The organism is Cobetia sp. MM1IDA2H-1, from assembly GCF_002916775.2.
Lineage (GTDB): Bacteria > Pseudomonadota > Gammaproteobacteria > Pseudomonadales > Halomonadaceae > Cobetia > Cobetia marina.
In genome coordinates this window covers 4,126,663-4,144,520 of sequence record NZ_CM133225.1, presented here as the reverse complement: position 1 = coordinate 4,144,520, position 17,858 = coordinate 4,126,663, and the positions used below count along the sequence as shown (strand labels likewise).

Sequence of the window (17,858 nt, the reverse complement as noted above, 5' to 3'; positions counted from 1 at the left end):
TAGACGTGTCTGTTGTGGCCCGAATGACGGGAGTTCTGGCATTCGAAATGAAGTTTTTCGATCTCGATTGACGATTTCGCGCTTTTTTCATGCAATGAAATCAGATGATTCGCCCCACCTTGGCTGCCTCTCACGTCACGCCCCCAGCCTCGCTGAGGCTCTCGATTCACTTCATCAGTCGCCGAAGGACCCGTCTTTCACACCGCATGTCCTGACGCGAAAGGCGCTCGAAACATCGCCTGCAAGGGGCCGTGGCTGGTGATAACACACGCCTGATGTCAGCCCATGAGTCGTCTGGCCGGCCAGGCACCGGTATGCAAGCCTCAATCACGCCAACAACTATCCACAGCAGTATCATCGTATCTCTCAGGGCACCACTGCTGGGCAGCGTAGCCATCCACTCACGGCTTATCCCCGTACTATCTACAGAGTTGGCGTGTCGAGGTGAAGACGATTTGCCTCTGTGGACATTTTGCGGCATCATCCGCGGCCTTCTGTACGTTAGCCCTTGCAGCACTAGGGGTTGTGGGTAAACTGGCCACTTGTGCACAGCAGGGCAGAAAAGTCCGGTACCAGCACGGTATGAAAACGAGGATAACTGGGCTTGTGGACAAGGCGGTGTTTCATCCACAGGAAGCCACCGGTGGCGTCCTCAGGTAGCACGCATTTTCTCCCCAACTATATCAACATCGTAAGATACTGATTTTGAAGAGATAAAGTCGATTTCCCACTGATTTTGTCCACAACAGTAGTTACAACATCAACAGAACCCCTTTTTCTTTTCTTTATATAATCTTGTTATCCGGAAACCCGAAGGACGTTCGGACACCCCGAAAGACCGGGTTCGAGGAAGCTCACTTCCCAAGGTGTTCGGGATAACGAACGGCAGGACGATCCGACCCAGTCCTCGGGAAACCCCCTACGCCACACACACTCGACACGGGCTCGACTCACTGTCGCGATTGATGCCCTGAGAGAAACATCCGCGAGTCCGGTGCATGGCGTGTCCTGCCATGGCACTGTGGAAAACTCCTGACGCTTACCCACAGGCGGTTTATACTGTGCGGCCCGAACGTCATCCGATTGGCTTGCAGGCTCCCCATCGGGTCGAGCTCATGCCGTCTGCGGCGCCTTGTCTTCGCCATGACGTTCGTCAGTCCCGGATCCATCCAGACATCGAGTCATCGTCGTGTCTGGCCGATTTGCCTGATTCGCCACCATGCGAACAGCGCTTCATCCAAGTTTCGTGATACCCCGAGGTGCCAACGTGGATTACCCGAACCGCTTTGACGTGATCGTCATCGGCGGCGGTCATGCCGGTACGGAAGCCGCACTGGCGGCTGCCCGCATGGGCCGTCAGACCCTGCTGCTGACCCATAACATCGAGACCCTGGGGCAGATGTCCTGCAATCCCGCCATCGGTGGGATCGGCAAGAGCCATCTGGTCAAGGAGATCGATGCGCTGGGCGGTGCCATGGGCCTGGCAACCGACATGGCGGGTATCCAGTTCCGCACGCTGAATGCCCGCAAGGGCCCGGCGGTACGTGCCACTCGAGCACAGGCCGACCGGGCGCTGTACAAGGCGGCGATTCGCAACGTGCTGGAGAACCAGCCGAACCTGACGCTGTTCCAGCAGGGTGCGGAAGACCTGATCGTCGAAGGCGAGACCGTACGGGGTGTCGTCACCCAGACCGGCATCCGTTTCCACGCCACCACGGTGGTGCTGGCGACCGGGACCTTCCTCGGTGGCGTGATTCATATCGGCCTGGATCACCATGCCGGTGGACGTGCCGGGGATCCGCCCGCCAATGGCCTGGCGTCACGTCTGCGCGAGCTGCCATTCCGGGTTGATCGGCTCAAGACCGGTACCCCGCCGCGCATCGATGCCAAGAGCGTCGATTTCAGCAAGATGGAAGCTCAGCCGGGTGACGCACCGCGCCCGGTCATGTCCTACATGGGCAGTCGGGAAATGCATCCGGAGCAGGTCAACTGCTTCATCACGCATACCAACGAGCGCACTCACGAGATCATCTTCGCCAATCTCGATCGCTCGCCGATGTACTCCGGCGTCATCGATGGCATCGGGCCGCGTTACTGCCCGTCCATCGAGGACAAGGTGCATCGCTTCGCCGACAAGAACAGCCACCAGGTCTTCATCGAGCCGGAAGGCCTGAATACCCACGAGCTGTACCCCAATGGCATCTCCACCTCGCTGCCCTTCGATACGCAGCTCGAGGTGGTACGCTCGATTCGTGGCATGGAAAACGCGCACATCACGCGTCCCGGCTACGCCATCGAGTACGACTTCTTCAATCCCCAGGACCTGCATCACTCCCTGGAGACGCGTTTCATCAAGAATCTGTACTTCGCCGGTCAGATCAACGGCACCACCGGCTATGAAGAAGCCGGTGCCCAGGGCCTGCTGGCAGGCGTCAACGCCGCCTTGCGCGCCACTGACGACGAGGCCTGGCATCCACTGCGCGACGAGGCCTACACCGGCGTGATGGTCGATGACCTGATCACCCTCGGCACTCGCGAGCCGTATCGCATGTTCACCTCACGTGCCGAATATCGTCTGCTGCTGCGCGAGGACAATGCGGATCTGCGTCTGACTGCCAAGGGCCGCGAACTCGGCTTGATCGATGACGCGCGCTGGGCGGCGTTCGAGCAGAAGCGCGAAGCGATCGAGCGCGAGACCGCTCGTCTGCAAAGCACCTGGCTGACGCCGAAGAGCCCGGAGCTGGCCCCGCTGAGCGACAAGCTCAGCTCACCGCTCAAGCGTGAAGCCAGCCTGATGGAGCTGCTCAAGCGTCCGGAGCTCGAGTATCCGGATGTGGCAGGCCTGAAAGGGGAAGGAGTCGACGACTGGCGCATCGCCGAGCAGGTGCAGATCACCGCCAAGTACGCGGGCTACATCCAGCGTCAGCAGGAAGAGATCGACCGCCTGCGTCGTCATGAGCACACCGAATTGCCGGCCAGTCTCGATTACGACTCCGTCGATGGCCTGTCCAACGAGATCAAGCAGAAGCTCAATGAAGCGCGCCCGGCGACGCTTGCCCAGGCAGGCCGCATTTCCGGTGTCACGCCAGCAGCGGTTTCCATCCTGTTGATTCACTTGAAGAAACGGCAGTTGATCAAGGCGGAGACTCCAGCAGATACCGATACGGCTGACACGGGAGTCGCGCAATGAGTCAGACGCTCAACGAGACGCAGCGTGCGCGTTGCGCCCAGTTGCTCAGTCGCGGTGCCAGCGCCATGGGAGTGGCGCTGAGTGATGAGCAGCATGCGCAGCTGATGACGCTGCTGGTGCTGTTGCACAAGTGGAATCGCGCCTATAACCTCACCGCGGTACGTGAGCCGGAGGCGATGGTGACGCGCCATCTGCTGGATAGCCTCAGCGTGCTGCCCCACATCAGCGGGCCACGCCTGCTGGACGTCGGTGCCGGCCCGGGCCTGCCGAGTCTCGTAATCGCGATCATGCGTCCCGACATCGCTGTCGTACCGCTGGATTCGAATGGCAAGAAGGTGCGTTTCCAGATTCAGGCCGGCCACGAGCTGGGCCTGAACAACCTGAGCCCGACTCAGGTGCGTATCGAAGCCTATGATGGCGCGCCCTTCGAGCAGATCATCTCGCGGGCCTTCGCCGATACTGACGCCTTCGTCAATCTGTCAGGCGCCGTACTGGCAGAAGGCGGCGAATGGCTGGCGATGAAAGGTCGCATCCCCAATGACGAGATCGCACGGTTGCCGGCGGGTGTCTCGCTGGTCGAGACGCTCAGACTGTGTGTCCCGGGAGAAGAAGGTGAACGTCACCTTCTGCGCTTGAAACGCGACTGACCGCTCGTCTCGCGGCGCGTGCAGGGATTGTGCCGGGCGCAAAAGGCAGGCAGCCTGAGGCTCTGGGAGGGCAGATCCATGATCTGCCCTCGTGAGCATGCGGCTGGTGCCAAAGGCCCCGCTTCTCAAGGAACCAAGGAAGTCGCTCGTGACCAAGATCATCGCGCTGACCAACCAGAAAGGTGGTGTCGGCAAGACCACGACAGCCGTCAATCTCGCCGCTTCGCTGGCGGCGCTCGATCGCCGCGTATTGCTGATCGACCTCGACCCCCAGGGCCACGCCACCATGGGCAGTGGCATCGACAAGCATGACCTGGAAGGCAGCGTGCTGGACGTGCTGCTGGGTGAACTGCGGGCCAGCGACGTGATTCTCGACTGCCCGGATGCCGGCTATGCCCTGTTGCCGGGCAATGGCGATCTCACGGCCGCCGAAGTCGACCTGCTGGATGTCGAAGGGCGCGAGCGGCGTCTTGCCGAGGCACTCGCCCCGATCGCCTCGGAATACGACGTGGTGCTGATCGACTGCCCGCCCTCGCTCAACATGCTGACCGTCAATGCCCTGACCGCCGCCCATGGCGTCCTGATTCCCCTTCAGTGCGAGTTCTATGCTCTGGAAGGCCTGTCAGCGCTGCTGGATACCGTCGAGCAGATACAGGGCAACGTGAATCCGGCCCTCGACGTGTTCGGGATCGTGCGCACCATGTACGACGCCCGCAACAGTCTGACCCGCGATGTCAGCAAGCAACTTTCCGATTACTTTGGCGATACCCTGATCAAGGCCACCATTCCACGCAACGTGCGGGTGGCCGAAGCGCCGAGCCATGGTCTGCCGGTCACCAAGTACGCGCGTCTGTCGCGTGGCAGCCAGGCCTATCGCGTGCTCGCCAAGGAATTGATTCGTCGTCTCTCGCTGTAACTTCACCGAGGAAGGTCCATGACGCGTAAGCGTGCCCTGGGAAGGGGCCTGGATGCCCTGATCGGCGCTGGCAATCGCCGCCGCCATGCCGAATCTGATGCCGAAGGCGCCCTGCCGGCGGCCACGACTGACGCCTTGTCGCCCGACGGCGGGAATGCCGCTGGTAGTGCGACGGATACCGGGGCCGAGGCAGCCGTGCTGTCCGGCGAGCGTCTCGAGCGACTGCCGCTGGGGCAGTTGCAACGTGGCAAGTACCAGCCGCGGCGTGACATCCAGCCGGAAGCGCTGGAAGAACTGGCGGATTCCATTCGCGCCCAGGGGGTCATGCAGCCCATCGTGGTGCGGCCCATCGCGGAAGGACGTTACGAGATCATCGCGGGTGAACGGCGGTGGCGGGCGTCCCAGCTGGCGGAGCTGGACACCATTCCGGCCGTCATCCGGGAAGGCATCAGTGACGAGATCGCGCTGGCTCTGGCGCTGATCGAGAACATCCAGCGCGAGAATCTCAATCCGGTCGAAGAGGCCATGGCGCTCAAGCGCCTGCTCGACGAGTTCGAACTGACTCAGCAGCAGGTCGGGGATGCCGTCGGTCGCTCACGTGCGCAAGTGGCCAACCTGTTGCGTCTGCTGACGCTGGACCAGGAAGTGCAGACACTGCTGGAACGCGGTGAGCTGGACATGGGCCATGCCCGTACCCTGATCGGGCTCAGTCCTGCACGTCAGCGCAAGCTGGCTCATGAGGTGGTCGAGCGTGAGCTGACCGTGCGCCAGACGGAAGCGCTGGTGAAAAGCGTGCAGAAAGGGGAGCAGACCAAGCCTTCCGCACCCAGGCCAGATGCGGACATCCAGCGCCTGGAGACCCGGCTGTCAGAGCAGTTGGGGGCGGCGGTCAATATCCGTCATGGCAAGAGCGGCAAGGGCAAGGTCACCATCTCCTATACCAGCCTGGATGAGCTGGATGGCATTCTCGGTCATATCCACTAGGCATGGCGTGCCTTCGGTGCAGGTGATCGGCTGACATTGAGCCTTTCCGTGCTTCTCTGGTCGTTTTCGTGGCCCTGTGACGCATTGTCGCAGGGCCATGAAGTGCGTTTCTCTGACCGGAGCGGCAAGATCGTCTTGACGGCGGGTTGTGATAGGCGCAACCCTACGTCGCCTGCATCGCAAGCGACTGTCAACGTAAGCCAACTGTCATCTGTTTCACGCAAGATGGTGAGGCTTTGGTCGTAAGCTTGCGAAAGATCAAGGAATTTAGCCGGCAGTTTGGTTGATGGCGATGCGGCGCTCCCCTATAATCCGGCGAGTTTGCTCCCCGGCTGCAGGATGCGCAGTGACAGGGATTGGCGAGAGTCATCACTGCGATGGACAGGTTCACGATGCACAAGACGACACCCGCTGCCTTGCGACGCCCTCAGGTCGCGCGACTTCTCTGGGGCCAGGCGCTGGTGATTCTGTGTGCCGTACTCCTGTCCTGGGTGAGCAAGGGAAGCGGCGCGGCATTGTCTGCCCTGTGTGGTGGCCTGGTCTGCCTGCTGCCCAACCTGTTCTTTGCCTGGCGTTCATTGCGCGTGACGGGTGCACGTTACGCCCAGGCGATGGTCAAGGCCTTCTATCAGGCTGAGGCCGGTAAGTTCGGTTTGACGGCCGTATTGTTTGCATTCTTCTTCATTGCAGTGCCGCCCTCAAACCCCGCTTTATTTTTTTGCGCTTACGTGGCGGCAATGGCGGTTCACTGGCTGGGCCCCTGGCTGGTGAAGCGAACACCGTACACACGAACCTGAGGCAGAGTAATGGCAGGCACCAACCCGAGTCCCTCCGAATATATTCAGCACCACCTGCAGAATCTGACGTTCGGTAACCACCCCGAACACGGGTGGTCCATGGCGCACAGTGCCCAGGAAGCCTCCGACATGGGCTTCTGGGCCATCCATCTGGACACCATGGGCTGGTCCATCGGGCTGGGTCTGATCTTCCTGTGCCTGTTCCGCAAGGTCGCCAAGTCCGCGACCACCGGCGTGCCGAGTGGTCTGCAGAACTTCGTCGAGCTGATGGTCGAGTTCGTCGATCAGTCCGTCAAGGAGACCTTCCACGGTCGTTCCCGCTTGATCGCGCCGCTGTCGCTGACGATCTTCTGCTGGATCTTCCTGATGAACCTGATGGACCTGGTCCCCGTCGACTGGCTGCCGGGCGTTGCTGCCAAGGTTGGCGAGATGTTCGGCGCCGATCCGGCTCACGTGTTCTTCAAGGTGGTACCGTCCACCGACATCAACGCCACACTGGGCATGTCACTGTCCGTGTTCGCGCTGATCATCTTCTACTCCATTCGCGTCAAGGGCCTCAAGGGCTTCGTGGCCGAACTGACGCTGCACCCGTTCAATACCCCGAACAAGCTGGCACAGATCGCGCTGATCCCGGTCAACTTCCTGCTTGAATTCGTGACGCTGATCGCCAAGCCGATCTCTCTGGCGCTGCGTCTGTTCGGTAACATGTATGCAGGCGAGTTGATCTTCATTCTGATCTCGCTGGTCGGTATCTGGCAGCTGCCGCTCCACTTCCCGTGGGCAGTCTTCCATATCCTGGTCATCACCTTGCAGGCATTCATCTTCATGATGCTGACCATCGTCTATCTGAGCATGGCCAGCGAAGATCACTGATGTACCCGCCCCGTGCCATTCGTGGTGCGGGGCAAGATTTCCGAGCTCTGCTCACACCCTCAACCCTTGACTTAAACTTGACTAAAACTGGAGTTCCACAATGGAAGCACAAGTTCTTGGCATGACCGCTATCGCCGTCTCCCTGCTGATCGGTCTGGGCGCCCTGGGCACCGCCATCGGTTTCGGTATCCTCGGTGGCAAGTTCCTGGAAGGCGCCGCGCGTCAGCCGGAAATGATCCCGCAGCTGCAGGTCAAGATGTTCATCGTCGCTGGTCTGCTGGATGCCGTGACCATGATCGGTGTCGGTATCGCGCTGTTCTTCACCTTCGCCAACCCGTTTGTCGGTTAAACATCGGCTGGCCACAGGCCAACCGTGTTTATGACCCAACAATCGTGAAGCGAGAGGTGCTGGCGTGAATCTGAACTTAACCCTGATTGGTCAGGCCATCGCCTTTGCGGTCTTCGTTTTCTTCTGCATGAAGTATGTCTGGCCGCCGGTCACACAGGCTCTGGCAGAACGTCAGAAGAAGATTGCAGATGGTCTGGATGCTGCCAGCCGTGCTACCCGTGACCTCGAACTGGCGCAGGAAAAAGCCAGCGAGACACTGCGGGAAAGCAAGGAAGAAGCAGCAAGCATCATTGAGCAGGCGCACAAGCGTTCCAACCAGATGATCGAGGAAGCTCGTGAAGCTGCCCGTGCCGAAGGCGAGCGTATGGTCGCTCAGGCGCGCGCAGAGATCACCCAGGAGATCAACCAGGCCAAGGACGAGCTCCGTGGTCAGGTCGCATCTCTGGCAGTGATCGGTGCAGAGCGCATCCTGGAATCCTCCATCGACGAAGCCAAGCACCGCGAGCTGATTGACAAACTCGCTGCTGAGCTCTGAGGAGACTGATTCCATGGCTGAAACGTCTACCTCCACCGCGGCTCGCCCGTACGCCAAGGCGGCGTTCGAGTTTGCACGCGGCCAGCAGGCGCTAGAGGCCTGGTCCGGAATGTTGTCGACAGCGGCGAACGTCGCTGTCGACGCGACCGTCAAGGCGGTGCTCGACAACCCGAAGCTCTCTACCGAGCACAAGGTCGACACCTTCATTGACGTGTGCGGCGACGCGTTGGACGACAACGCACGCAACTTCATCCGGACTCTCGGTGAGCAGGACCGCCTCGCGGCCCTGCCCTCCGTGGCCGAATTGTTCGAGGCCCAGAAGGCCGAGCAGGAACAGCGTGTCGAGGTGACCCTGGTGTCCGCCTTTGCACTGGAAAGCGAGCAGGAAGAGAAGCTCGCCACCGCCCTGCGCAAGCGTCTGAACCGCGACATCTCCATTACCACTCAGGTGGATAGTACGCTGCTCGGCGGCGTCATCATCCGTGCCGGAGATACCGTCATTGACGGCTCCGTGCGCGGCAAGCTGGCCCGGCTTTCCGAAGCACTGAACTCCTGAGTCCGAGGGACATGGCATGCAGCAACTGAATCCTTCCGAGATCAGCGACATCATCAAGCAGCGTATCGAAAAGCTTGACGTCGCATCCGAAGCCCGTAATCAGGGCACCATCGTCAGCGTCTCCGACGGCATCGTGCAGATCCACGGCCTCGCAGACGTCATGTTCGGTGAGATGATTGAATTCCCGGGTGGCGTCTTTGGTATGGCGCTTAACCTTGAGCGCGACAGCGTCGGCGCTGTCGTCCTGGGCGACTACCTGCAACTCGAAGAAGGCATGACCGCGCAGTGCACCGGTCGCATTCTCGAAGTGCCGGTGGGTCCGGAAATGGTCGGCCGTGTGGTCGATGCTCTGGGTAACCCGATTGACGGCAAAGGCCCGATCGACGCCAAGCTGACTGACGCGGTCGAGAAGGTCGCTCCGGGCGTCATCGCCCGTGAGCCGGTCGACCAGCCGGTGCAGACTGGTCTGAAGTCCATCGATGCCATGGTGCCGATCGGCCGTGGTCAGCGTGAGCTGATCATCGGTGACCGCCAGATCGGTAAGTCCGCCATCGCGATTGATGCCATCATCAATCAGAAGGGCAAGGGCATTACCTGCGTCTACGTCGCCGTCGGCCAGAAGCAGTCCACCATCGCCAACGTCGTGCGCAAGCTCGAAGAGCACGGCGCGATGGAACACACCATCATCGTCGCGGCTGGTGCCTCCGACCCGGCTGCCATGCTGTTCCTGGCACCGTACGCCGGTTGCACCATGGGCGAGTACTTCCGCGACCGCGGCGAAGACGCGATGATCGTCTATGACGATCTGACCAAGCAGGCATGGGCGTATCGTCAGATCTCCCTGCTGCTCAAGCGTCCGCCGGGCCGTGAAGCCTACCCGGGTGATGTCTTCTATCTCCACTCCCGTCTGCTTGAGCGTTCTGCACGCGTCAACGCCGATTATGTCGAGCAGTTCACCAAGGGTGAAGTGAAAGGCAAGACCGGCTCCCTGACCGCGCTGCCGATCATCGAGACCCAGGGTGGCGACGTCTCCGCGTTCGTTCCGACCAACGTGATCTCCATCACCGACGGTCAGATCTTCCTCGAGACCAGCCTGTTCAACTCCGGTATCCGTCCGTCCATCAACGCGGGTCTGTCTGTTTCCCGTGTCGGTGGTGCTGCCCAGACCAAGATCATCAAGAAGTTGGGTGGTGGTGTGCGTCTGGCACTGGCTCAGTACCGTGAACTGGCAGCCTTCTCGCAGTTCGCCTCCGATCTGGACGAAGCGACCCGCAAGCAGCTCGAGCACGGTCAGCGTGTCACCGAGCTCATGAAGCAGAAGCAGTACTCTCCGATGTCCGTGGCCGACATGGCGATCTCGCTGTTCGCGGCCAACGAAGGCTACCTGGACGACGTCGAAGTCGCCAAGGTGCTGGGCTTCGAGAAAGCGCTGCTTGACTACATGCGCTCCGAGCACGCGGATCTTCTGGACAAGATCAATCAGTCCGGCGGCTACGATGACGAGATCAAGAATGGTCTCAAGGCTGGCGTCGAGAAGTTCAAGGCGACCCAGAGCTGGTAAGTGACATGGCCCGGCCAGTCCGGGCCTTGTCGTTTCCCTTCGGGTGGCATGAATAAGGCAGATCGCTATGGCAGCTGCAAAAGAGATTCGCTCCCAGATCGGGAGCATCAAAAATACGCAAAAGATCACCAGCGCCATGGAAATGGTGGCTGCGTCGAAGATGCGTAAAGCGCAGGATCGCATGGCGGCCAGCCAGCCTTATGCCCATCAGATCCGCAAGGTTGTAGGACACATCGCCCGGGCCAACCCGGAATATCGCCATCCGTATCTGATGGAACGCGATGTGAAGCGTGTCGGTTATATCGTGGTCTCCAGTGATCGCGGCCTGTGTGGTGGCCTGAACGCCAATCTGTTCAAGGCTGTCACCAAGCATGCGAAGAGCTGGCGCGACCAGGGTGTCGAGGTGGACTTCTGTGCCCTCGGCTCCAAGGCCGGTACCTTCTTCCGCAACTACGGTGGCAACCTGCTTGCCGCCAAGTCCGGTCTCGGGGATTCCCCGGGTACCCAGGATCTGATCGGTAGCGTCAAGGCCATGCTGGACGCATTCGACGAGGGCAGCCTCGACCGTCTGTACGTGGTGTTCAACGAGTTCGTCAACACCATGACGCAGAAGCCGGTCGTGCGTCAGCTGCTTCCTCTCGAAGCTGATCAGAACGACGAAGAAACCGGTCCCACTACATGGGACTACCTGTATGAGCCGGATGCCGTCTCGTTGCTCGACAAGCTGCTCAAGCGCTATGTCGAGGCCCAGGTCTATCAGGCCGTGGTCGAGAACATCGCCTGCGAACAGGCAGCGCGAATGATCGCAATGAAGAGTGCGACCGATAACGCCGGCGACCTGATCGACGACCTCCAGCTGGTCTACAACAAGGCCCGCCAGGCAGCGATCACTCAGGAAATCTCCGAGATCGTATCCGGTGCCGCCGCCGTCTGATGACAGCGTGGCAACAGGCAAGCAGGTTTCAATCGCAGGTTTAAGAGGAACCAGGAATGAGCGGACGTATCGTACAAATCATCGGCGCGGTGATTGACGTCGAGTTTCCGCGGGACGCAGTGCCCAAGGTCTACGACGCCCTGAACGTCGCCGATAGCGAGACCGTACTCGAAGTCCAGCAGCAGCTGGGCGACGGCGTGGTCCGTACTATCGCAATGGGTTCGACCGAAGGCCTCAAGCGCAGTCTCGCAGTTGAGAGCACTGGTGCTCCGATCTCCGTGCCGGTCGGCACGGCGACTCTGGGTCGCATCATGAACGTGCTGGGTCAGCCGATCGATGAAGCGGGTGACGTGGGTGCGGATGAGCACATGCCGATCCACCGTGCAGCCCCGAGCTTCGCGGAACAGGCAGCATCAAACGAGCTGCTGGAAACCGGCATCAAGGTCATCGACCTGGTCTGCCCGTTCGCCAAGGGCGGCAAGGTCGGCCTGTTCGGCGGCGCCGGTGTCGGCAAGACCGTCAACATGATGGAGCTGATCCGTAACATCGCCACCGAGCACAGCGGTTACTCCGTGTTCGCGGGCGTGGGTGAGCGTACTCGTGAAGGTAACGATTTCTTCCACGAAATGAAGGAATCCAACGTTCTCGACAAGGTTGCCCTGGTCTACGGTCAGATGAACGAGCCGCCCGGCAACCGTCTGCGCGTGGCACTGACCGGCCTGACCATCGCCGAGAAGTTCCGTGACGAAGGTCGTGACGTTCTGCTGTTCGTCGACAACATCTATCGTTACACCCTGGCAGGGACCGAAGTGTCCGCACTGCTGGGTCGTATGCCGTCCGCGGTGGGTTATCAGCCGACACTGGCGGAAGAGATGGGCGTCCTGCAGGAGCGCATCACTTCTACCAAGACCGGATCGATCACTTCCGTGCAGGCCGTCTACGTCCCCGCGGATGACTTGACCGACCCGTCTCCGGCGACCACCTTCTCGCACCTTGACGCGACTGTCGTACTGTCTCGTCAGATTGCCGAGCTGGGTATCTATCCGGCCGTTGACCCGCTCGACTCCACCTCTCGTCAGCTCGACCCGCTGGTCGTCGGCGAGGAGCACTACAACACTGCCCGTAACGTTCAGGGTGTGTTGCAGCGCTACAAGGAGCTGAAGGACATCATCGCCATCCTCGGGATGGACGAGCTGTCTGACGAAGACAAGCAGACCGTGGCACGTGCGCGCAAGATCCAGCGCTTCCTGTCACAGCCGTTCTTCGTGGCGGAAATCTTCACCGGCGCGCCGGGCAAGTACGTGTCCCTCAAGGACACCATCCGCGGCTTCCAGGGTATCCTGGACGGCGAATATGACGCACTGCCGGAGCAGGCGTTCTACATGGTCGGCACCATCGACGAAGCTGTCGAGAAAGCCAAGGGCATGTAATTTCCCTGTTCAGGCATGAGGAAACAGGTATGGCTATGAGCGTCCATTGCGACATCGTCAGCGCTGAGAAAGGCATCTTTTCCGGCCTGGTCGAGCGTCTCGTGGCTGCCGGCAGCGAAGGTGACCTCGGCATCATGCCGGGTCACGCACCGCTGCTGACCGAGCTGCAACCCGGCCCGATTCGCGTTCAGCGTCAGGGTGGGGCTGAGGAAATCTACTACGTCAGTGGTGGATTCCTCGAAGTGCAGCCGAACCTCGTTTCAGTCCTCGCCGACACCGCAGTACGTGCCGACGATCTGGATGAGGCGGCAGCCCAGGAAGCCAAGGAAGTGGCCTTGAAGGCCATGAACGATCAGGCTTCCGAACTGGAATACTCACGCGCCACGGCCGAACTGGCCGAGGCGATGGCCAAGCTGCGCACCGTGCAGCAGATGCGTCGTCACACGCGCTGAGATGCACTGGGCCATGACGGCCAGTGACAGGAAAGAGGCGACCTTCGGGTCGCCTTTTTTTATGCCCGAGAGGACTGATGCCTCTAGCCATCGAAGGTCGTTCCTGTGACGCCGGGGACTGACCGGGCTCATCAGGAAGGGTGTCGAGCCCATCGGAGAGATGGCTCAGGTGTCTTGCGGGCGACTGATGCTTTCGCGGGTCTGTTCTCGGCGACAGGGCCGTGGGTAAACCTCGTCACTGGCAGCTCAGGGTTCAGCTGCTATGATGGCGCCATTATTTTCAGGGGCTTCAGGTATGAAGACCCGCTTTCTACAGGAGTTCACCGATGAGCAGTGCAGAGCGTACCGACGTCGTCATTCTTGCCGCAGGCCAGGGCACCCGCATGCGTTCCAAATTGCCGAAGGTGCTGCACCCGTTGGCAGGCAAGGCGATGGTGCGTCATGTGGCTGACACCGCTGCAGGCCTGGACGGTGCGCATCTGAATGTCGTCATTGGTCATGGTGGTGAGCGTGTGCAGCAGCAGCTGGCCGACACCGGCGCGAGTTTTGCCGTTCAGGCAGAGCAGAAGGGCACCGGTCACGCCGTGGCCCAGTCACTGGAAGCCATCGGCGATGGCAAGGTACTGATCCTGTATGGCGATGTGCCGCTGATTCGTCGCGAGACCCTCGAGGCGCTGCTGGCCGAAGTCAGTGAGCAGACTCTGGGCCTGCTGACGGTGATTCTGGAAGACCCGACAGGCTATGGCCGTATCGTGCGCGATAGCGAAGGTCGCGTCAGCGCCATCGTCGAGCACAAGGATGCCACGCCGGAGCAGCTGGCTATCCAGGAAGGCAACACCGGTATCCTCGCGACCACCGGTGCCCAGCTCAAGCGCTGGCTGCCGGCGCTGTCCGCCGACAACGCCCAGGGCGAGTACTACCTGACCGACATCATCGCCATGGCGGCCAGCGAAGGTGTCAACATCGCCACTGCCCAGCCGGCGGCGGTCGAGGAAGTGCAGGGCGTCAACAATCGTCTGCAGCTGGCCGATCTCGAGCGCGCCTTCCAGCGTCGTGAAGCCAACCGCCTGATGACCGAAGGTGCCAGCCTGGCGGACCCGGCGCGCATCGACGTGCGCGGCAAGCTGTCCATCGGTACCGATATCAGCATCGACGTCGGTTGTGTCTTCGAGGGCGAAGTGAGTCTCGGAGATGACGTGGTCATCGGCGCCCACTGCGTGATCCGCAATGCCACCATCGGTGCCGGCGCCAACATCGCGCCGCATAGCGTCATCGATGGTGCGGTACTGGAAGGTGACAACAATGTCGGGCCCTTCGCACGTCTGCGTCCTGGAACCGAACTGGCGCGCGGCGCGCGCATCGGCAACTTCGTCGAGACCAAGAATGCCCAGGTGGGCGTGAACGCCAAGATCAATCACCTGAGCTATGTCGGTGATGCCACCCTCGGCGAGGCGGTCAACGTCGGTGCCGGCACCATCACCTGCAACTATGACGGTGCCAACAAGTTCCGAACCGAAATTGGCGACAATGCCTTCATCGGCTCCAACTCCGCGCTGGTAGCGCCGCTCAAGATCGGTGCGGGTGCCACCGTGGGCGCTGGCTCGACCCTGAGCCGCGATGTCGCCGAAGGCGCGTTGAGCGTGGCGCGTGGCAAGCGTATCGACAAGCCGGAATGGCCGCGTCCGACCAAGAAGTGAACGGCAGCTTCAATCGCGATACTTGCTGGTGAGTGAAGGTGGGCATCAGAAACGGGGAGGCACCGACAGGTGTCTCCCCGTTTTGTCATCGCGGTCAGCTCTGTGGAACGGCGTGCAGGAATGAATCGTCTCATCCTGTCTCGTCTTTCACTTGATGTTTCGTTATGCCTCACTTATCTTTCGTTTCGAAACTTTATAGGGGGCCCTGATGTCCAAGCGTCTGACACCACAACGGCGTCACCAGATCCTCGAACAACTGGGACGTGACGGTGAAGTCAGTGTCGAGGCACTGGCGCGGGAACTCGCCACTTCCGAGGTCACCATCCGCAAGGATCTGGCCTTTCTCGAGAAGAGCGGCCTGCTGCTCAGGCGCTACGGCGGCGCCGTGGCCATGCCGCGTGAACTGCTGGTGCATGACGAACCGGTCAGTGCCGCCAAGCAGGCCATTGCCCGCCTGGCAGCCAGCCGTATCGGCGCCCATCAGCGCATCATCATCGACAGCGGTACCACCACGGTGGTGCTGATCCCCGAGCTCAAGGGGCGTGATGACCTGATCGTGATGACCAACTCGCTGAGCGTGGCCAATGCCATTCGCGAGCTGGAAAACGAGCCGGTATTGCTGATGACCGGTGGTACCTGGGATCCGCACTCCGATTCCTTCCAGGGACAGGTGGCGGAGCAGGTGCTGCGCAGTTACGACTTCGACCAGGTCTTCCTCGGCGCGGATGGTCTGGACCTCGAACGTGGCACTACCACCTTCAATGAGCTGATCGGCCTGTCACGCGTGATGGCCGAGGTGTCGCGAGAAGTCGTGGTGATGGCGGAATCCCACAAGCTGGGCCGTCGCATTCCCAACCTGGAGCTGGCCTGGTCCAGCATCAGTACCCTGATAACCGATGACGCGTTGCCTGATGCTGCGCGTGACCAGATTCGCGCTCATGGAGTCGAGGTGTTGATCGCCCCGCTCGTGGCGCCAGCAACAGCATAAGGAGATTGCTCATGTGTGGCATCGTAGGCGCCGTCGCCAGTCGTAACGTCCAGAACATCCTGCTCGAGGGTCTGCACCGCCTCGAATACCGTGGCTATGACAGTGCCGGCATGGCCGTGCTGTCCGAAGAGGGCCGCTTGAATCGCGTGCGTGCGCTGGGCAAGGTGGCGGCGTTGCAGGAGCGTCTCGAAGAATCACCGCTCAAGGGACGCGTGGGTATCGCTCACACTCGCTGGGCCACGCATGGGGCGCCGAGTGAAGCCAATGCTCACCCGCACCAGTCCGGTGACAGCCTGGCCGTGGTCCACAACGGCATCATCGAGAATTACGAGACGCTCAAGCGCGAGCTGCAAGGTCAGGGGTATGTCTTCACCTCCGAGACCGACACCGAGGTGGTCGCCCACCTGCTGGCGCGTGAATACACCCTGAGCCAGGACCTGCTGACCGCCGTTCAGAAGGCCGTCGCCCTGCTGGATGGCGCCTTCGCGCTGGGCGTGGTGCATCGTGCCCAGCCGGACGTGCTGATCGGCGCGCGTCAGGGCAGCCCGCTGGTGATCGGTGTCGGGATCGACGAGCACTTCCTGGCCTCCGATCAGCTGGCGCTGCTGCAGGTCACCGATCGCTTCATCTATCTCAAGGAAGGCGATCTGGTGCGCATGACCGCCGAGCAGATCGAGATCTTCGAGCAGGGCGAGCGTCTGATCACCGAGGCCAACGAGCGCCCGGTCCAGACCTTCGAGCACGCGCAGGATGCCGCCTCCAAGGGTGACTATCGCCACTTCATGCTCAAGGAAATCCACGAGCAGTCCCGTGTGCTGGCCGCCACGCTGGAAGGTCGCCTGAACGGCGATCACGTGCTGGTGCGCAGCTTCGGCAGCGAGGCGGAAAACCTCTTCCGTCAGGTCAAGCAGGTGCAGATCGTCGCCTGTGGTACCAGCTACCACGCCGGCATGGTGGCGCGTTACTGGATCGAGCGTCTGGCCGGCATTCCGGCGGCGGTCGAGGTCGCCTCAGAGTTCCGCTACCGTCCGGTGGTGGTGGCCGATGGCACCCTGTTCGTCACCCTGTCCCAGTCCGGCGAGACCGCCGACACGCTGTCCGCACTGCGCTATGCCCAGTCGCTGGGCGGCTTCCTCGGCAGTCTGGCGATCTGCAACGTCCCGGGCAGCTCGCTAGTGCGTGAATCGGACCTCAGCCTGATGACCATGGCCGGACCGGAAATCGGCGTCGCCTCCACCAAGGCCTTCACCACCCAGCTGGTCGGCCTGATGCTGCTGACGCTGTCGCTGCGTCGCGTGCGGGGTGGCGATGAGGCCGGAGAAGCCGAGGTGGTGCGTGAGCTGCGTCAGCTGCCGTCACTGGTTACCAAGGCATTGGCCATGGACAGCGAGATCGAGCGTCTCTCAGAGGCCTTCGCTGACAAGCACAACGCGCTGTTCCTCGGGCGTGGCACCCAGTTCCCCATCGCGCTGGAAGGCGCGCTCAAGCTCAAGGAAATCTCCTATATCCACGCCGAGGCCTATCCGGCGGGCGAGCTGAAGCACGGCCCGTTGGCGCTGGTGGATGCCGACATGCCGGTGGTCGCGGTGGCACCCAACGACGAGCTGCTCGAGAAGCTCAAGTCGAACCTGCAGGAAGTGCGTGCACGTGGCGGGGAGCTGTTCGTCTTCGCTGACGAGAACATCAGTCTCGAAGAGAGCGAAGGCGTGCGTGTGCTGCGCATGCCACATGTCAGCGAAGTGCTGGCACCGATTCTCTACACTCTGCCGCTGCAGCTGCTGTCCTACCATGTCGCCGTGCTCAAGGGCACCGATGTCGATCAGCCGCGCAACCTGGCCAAGAGCGTCACGGTCGAGTGATCCGCGATGCAAGACGGCTGCGTCATGTCTGGCGCAGCAGCAGATGAGCTCAGTCTCATCGTGCCAACGGCAGCCTCAGGGCTGCCGTTT

At 61.2% G+C, this 17,858-nt stretch carries 16 protein-coding genes; all 16 read left to right on the top strand.

The features are described from left to right. Positions 1-1,267: 1,267 nt before the first annotated feature. The 16 genes from mnmG to glmS all read left to right on the top strand — a co-directional run bounded on the left by mnmG (position 1,268) and on the right by glmS (position 17,768). Positions 1,268-3,190, top strand: coding sequence for a tRNA uridine-5-carboxymethylaminomethyl(34) synthesis enzyme MnmG (gene mnmG / locus BOH68_RS17445; RefSeq protein ID WP_077379795.1), 1,923 nt, complete (start codon positions 1,268-1,270; stop codon positions 3,188-3,190). Beyond that, positions 3,187-3,837: a 16S rRNA (guanine(527)-N(7))-methyltransferase RsmG gene (rsmG, locus tag BOH68_RS17440; RefSeq protein WP_077379797.1), complete on the top strand. Its 651-nt coding sequence runs from the start codon at positions 3,187-3,189 to the stop codon at positions 3,835-3,837. Before mnmG ends, rsmG begins: the two co-directional genes overlap by 4 nt. A gap of 148 nt (positions 3,838-3,985) precedes the next feature. Continuing rightward, the gene (locus BOH68_RS17435) at positions 3,986-4,753 is read left to right on the top strand and encodes a ParA family protein (RefSeq protein ID WP_077379799.1); all 768 of its coding nucleotides are present in this window, start codon (positions 3,986-3,988) and stop codon (positions 4,751-4,753) included. Positions 4,754-4,771: 18 nt separating this feature from the next. Next, on the top strand, positions 4,772-5,737 hold the full coding sequence (locus tag BOH68_RS17430) for a ParB/RepB/Spo0J family partition protein (RefSeq protein ID WP_077379801.1): 966 nt from the start codon (positions 4,772-4,774) through the stop codon (positions 5,735-5,737). A gap of 356 nt (positions 5,738-6,093) precedes the next feature. Next, a complete protein-coding gene (locus BOH68_RS17425; RefSeq protein WP_240704348.1) occupies positions 6,094-6,534 on the top strand; it encodes an ATP synthase subunit I in 441 nt (146 codons plus the stop codon). A 9-nt stretch (positions 6,535-6,543) separates the two neighbouring features. Next, positions 6,544-7,407 carry a F0F1 ATP synthase subunit A gene (atpB, locus tag BOH68_RS17420; protein ID WP_077379803.1) on the top strand — a complete coding sequence of 288 codons (864 nt, stop codon included), beginning with the start codon at positions 6,544-6,546 and terminating at the stop codon, positions 7,405-7,407. A gap of 100 nt (positions 7,408-7,507) precedes the next feature. Beyond that, positions 7,508-7,756, top strand: coding sequence for a F0F1 ATP synthase subunit C (atpE, locus tag BOH68_RS17415; RefSeq protein WP_011508579.1), 249 nt, complete (start codon positions 7,508-7,510; stop codon positions 7,754-7,756). Positions 7,757-7,820: 64 nt separating this feature from the next. Next, complete coding sequence (locus BOH68_RS17410; protein WP_065392628.1) at positions 7,821-8,291, top strand: F0F1 ATP synthase subunit B; 471 nt, start codon at positions 7,821-7,823, stop codon at positions 8,289-8,291. 13 nt (positions 8,292-8,304) lie between these two features. Next, the gene (locus tag BOH68_RS17405; protein WP_077379805.1) at positions 8,305-8,847 is read left to right on the top strand and encodes a F0F1 ATP synthase subunit delta; all 543 of its coding nucleotides are present in this window, start codon (positions 8,305-8,307) and stop codon (positions 8,845-8,847) included. 16 nt (positions 8,848-8,863) lie between these two features. Further along, positions 8,864-10,408: a F0F1 ATP synthase subunit alpha gene (gene atpA, locus BOH68_RS17400; protein ID WP_065392630.1), complete on the top strand. Its 1,545-nt coding sequence runs from the start codon at positions 8,864-8,866 to the stop codon at positions 10,406-10,408. Positions 10,409-10,475: 67 nt separating this feature from the next. Next, complete coding sequence (atpG, locus tag BOH68_RS17395) at positions 10,476-11,342, top strand: F0F1 ATP synthase subunit gamma (RefSeq protein ID WP_065392631.1); 867 nt, start codon at positions 10,476-10,478, stop codon at positions 11,340-11,342. Between the two features lie 56 nt (positions 11,343-11,398). Further along, complete coding sequence (atpD, locus tag BOH68_RS17390) at positions 11,399-12,772, top strand: F0F1 ATP synthase subunit beta (RefSeq protein WP_077379807.1); 1,374 nt, start codon at positions 11,399-11,401, stop codon at positions 12,770-12,772. A gap of 29 nt (positions 12,773-12,801) precedes the next feature. Further along, on the top strand, positions 12,802-13,224 hold the full coding sequence (locus BOH68_RS17385; protein ID WP_054556360.1) for a F0F1 ATP synthase subunit epsilon: 423 nt from the start codon (positions 12,802-12,804) through the stop codon (positions 13,222-13,224). Positions 13,225-13,550: 326 nt separating this feature from the next. After that, positions 13,551-14,921, top strand: a complete 1,371-nt coding sequence (glmU, locus tag BOH68_RS17380) for a bifunctional UDP-N-acetylglucosamine diphosphorylase/glucosamine-1-phosphate N-acetyltransferase GlmU (protein WP_077379809.1) — start codon at positions 13,551-13,553, stop codon at positions 14,919-14,921. Positions 14,922-15,129: 208 nt separating this feature from the next. Continuing rightward, entirely contained in the window at positions 15,130-15,909 is a 780-nt protein-coding gene (locus tag BOH68_RS17375) for a DeoR/GlpR family DNA-binding transcription regulator (protein ID WP_077379812.1), read from the top strand. Between the two features lie 11 nt (positions 15,910-15,920). Continuing rightward, complete coding sequence (gene glmS / locus BOH68_RS17370; RefSeq protein WP_077379814.1) at positions 15,921-17,768, top strand: glutamine--fructose-6-phosphate transaminase (isomerizing); 1,848 nt, start codon at positions 15,921-15,923, stop codon at positions 17,766-17,768. Positions 17,769-17,858 lie beyond the last annotated feature (90 nt).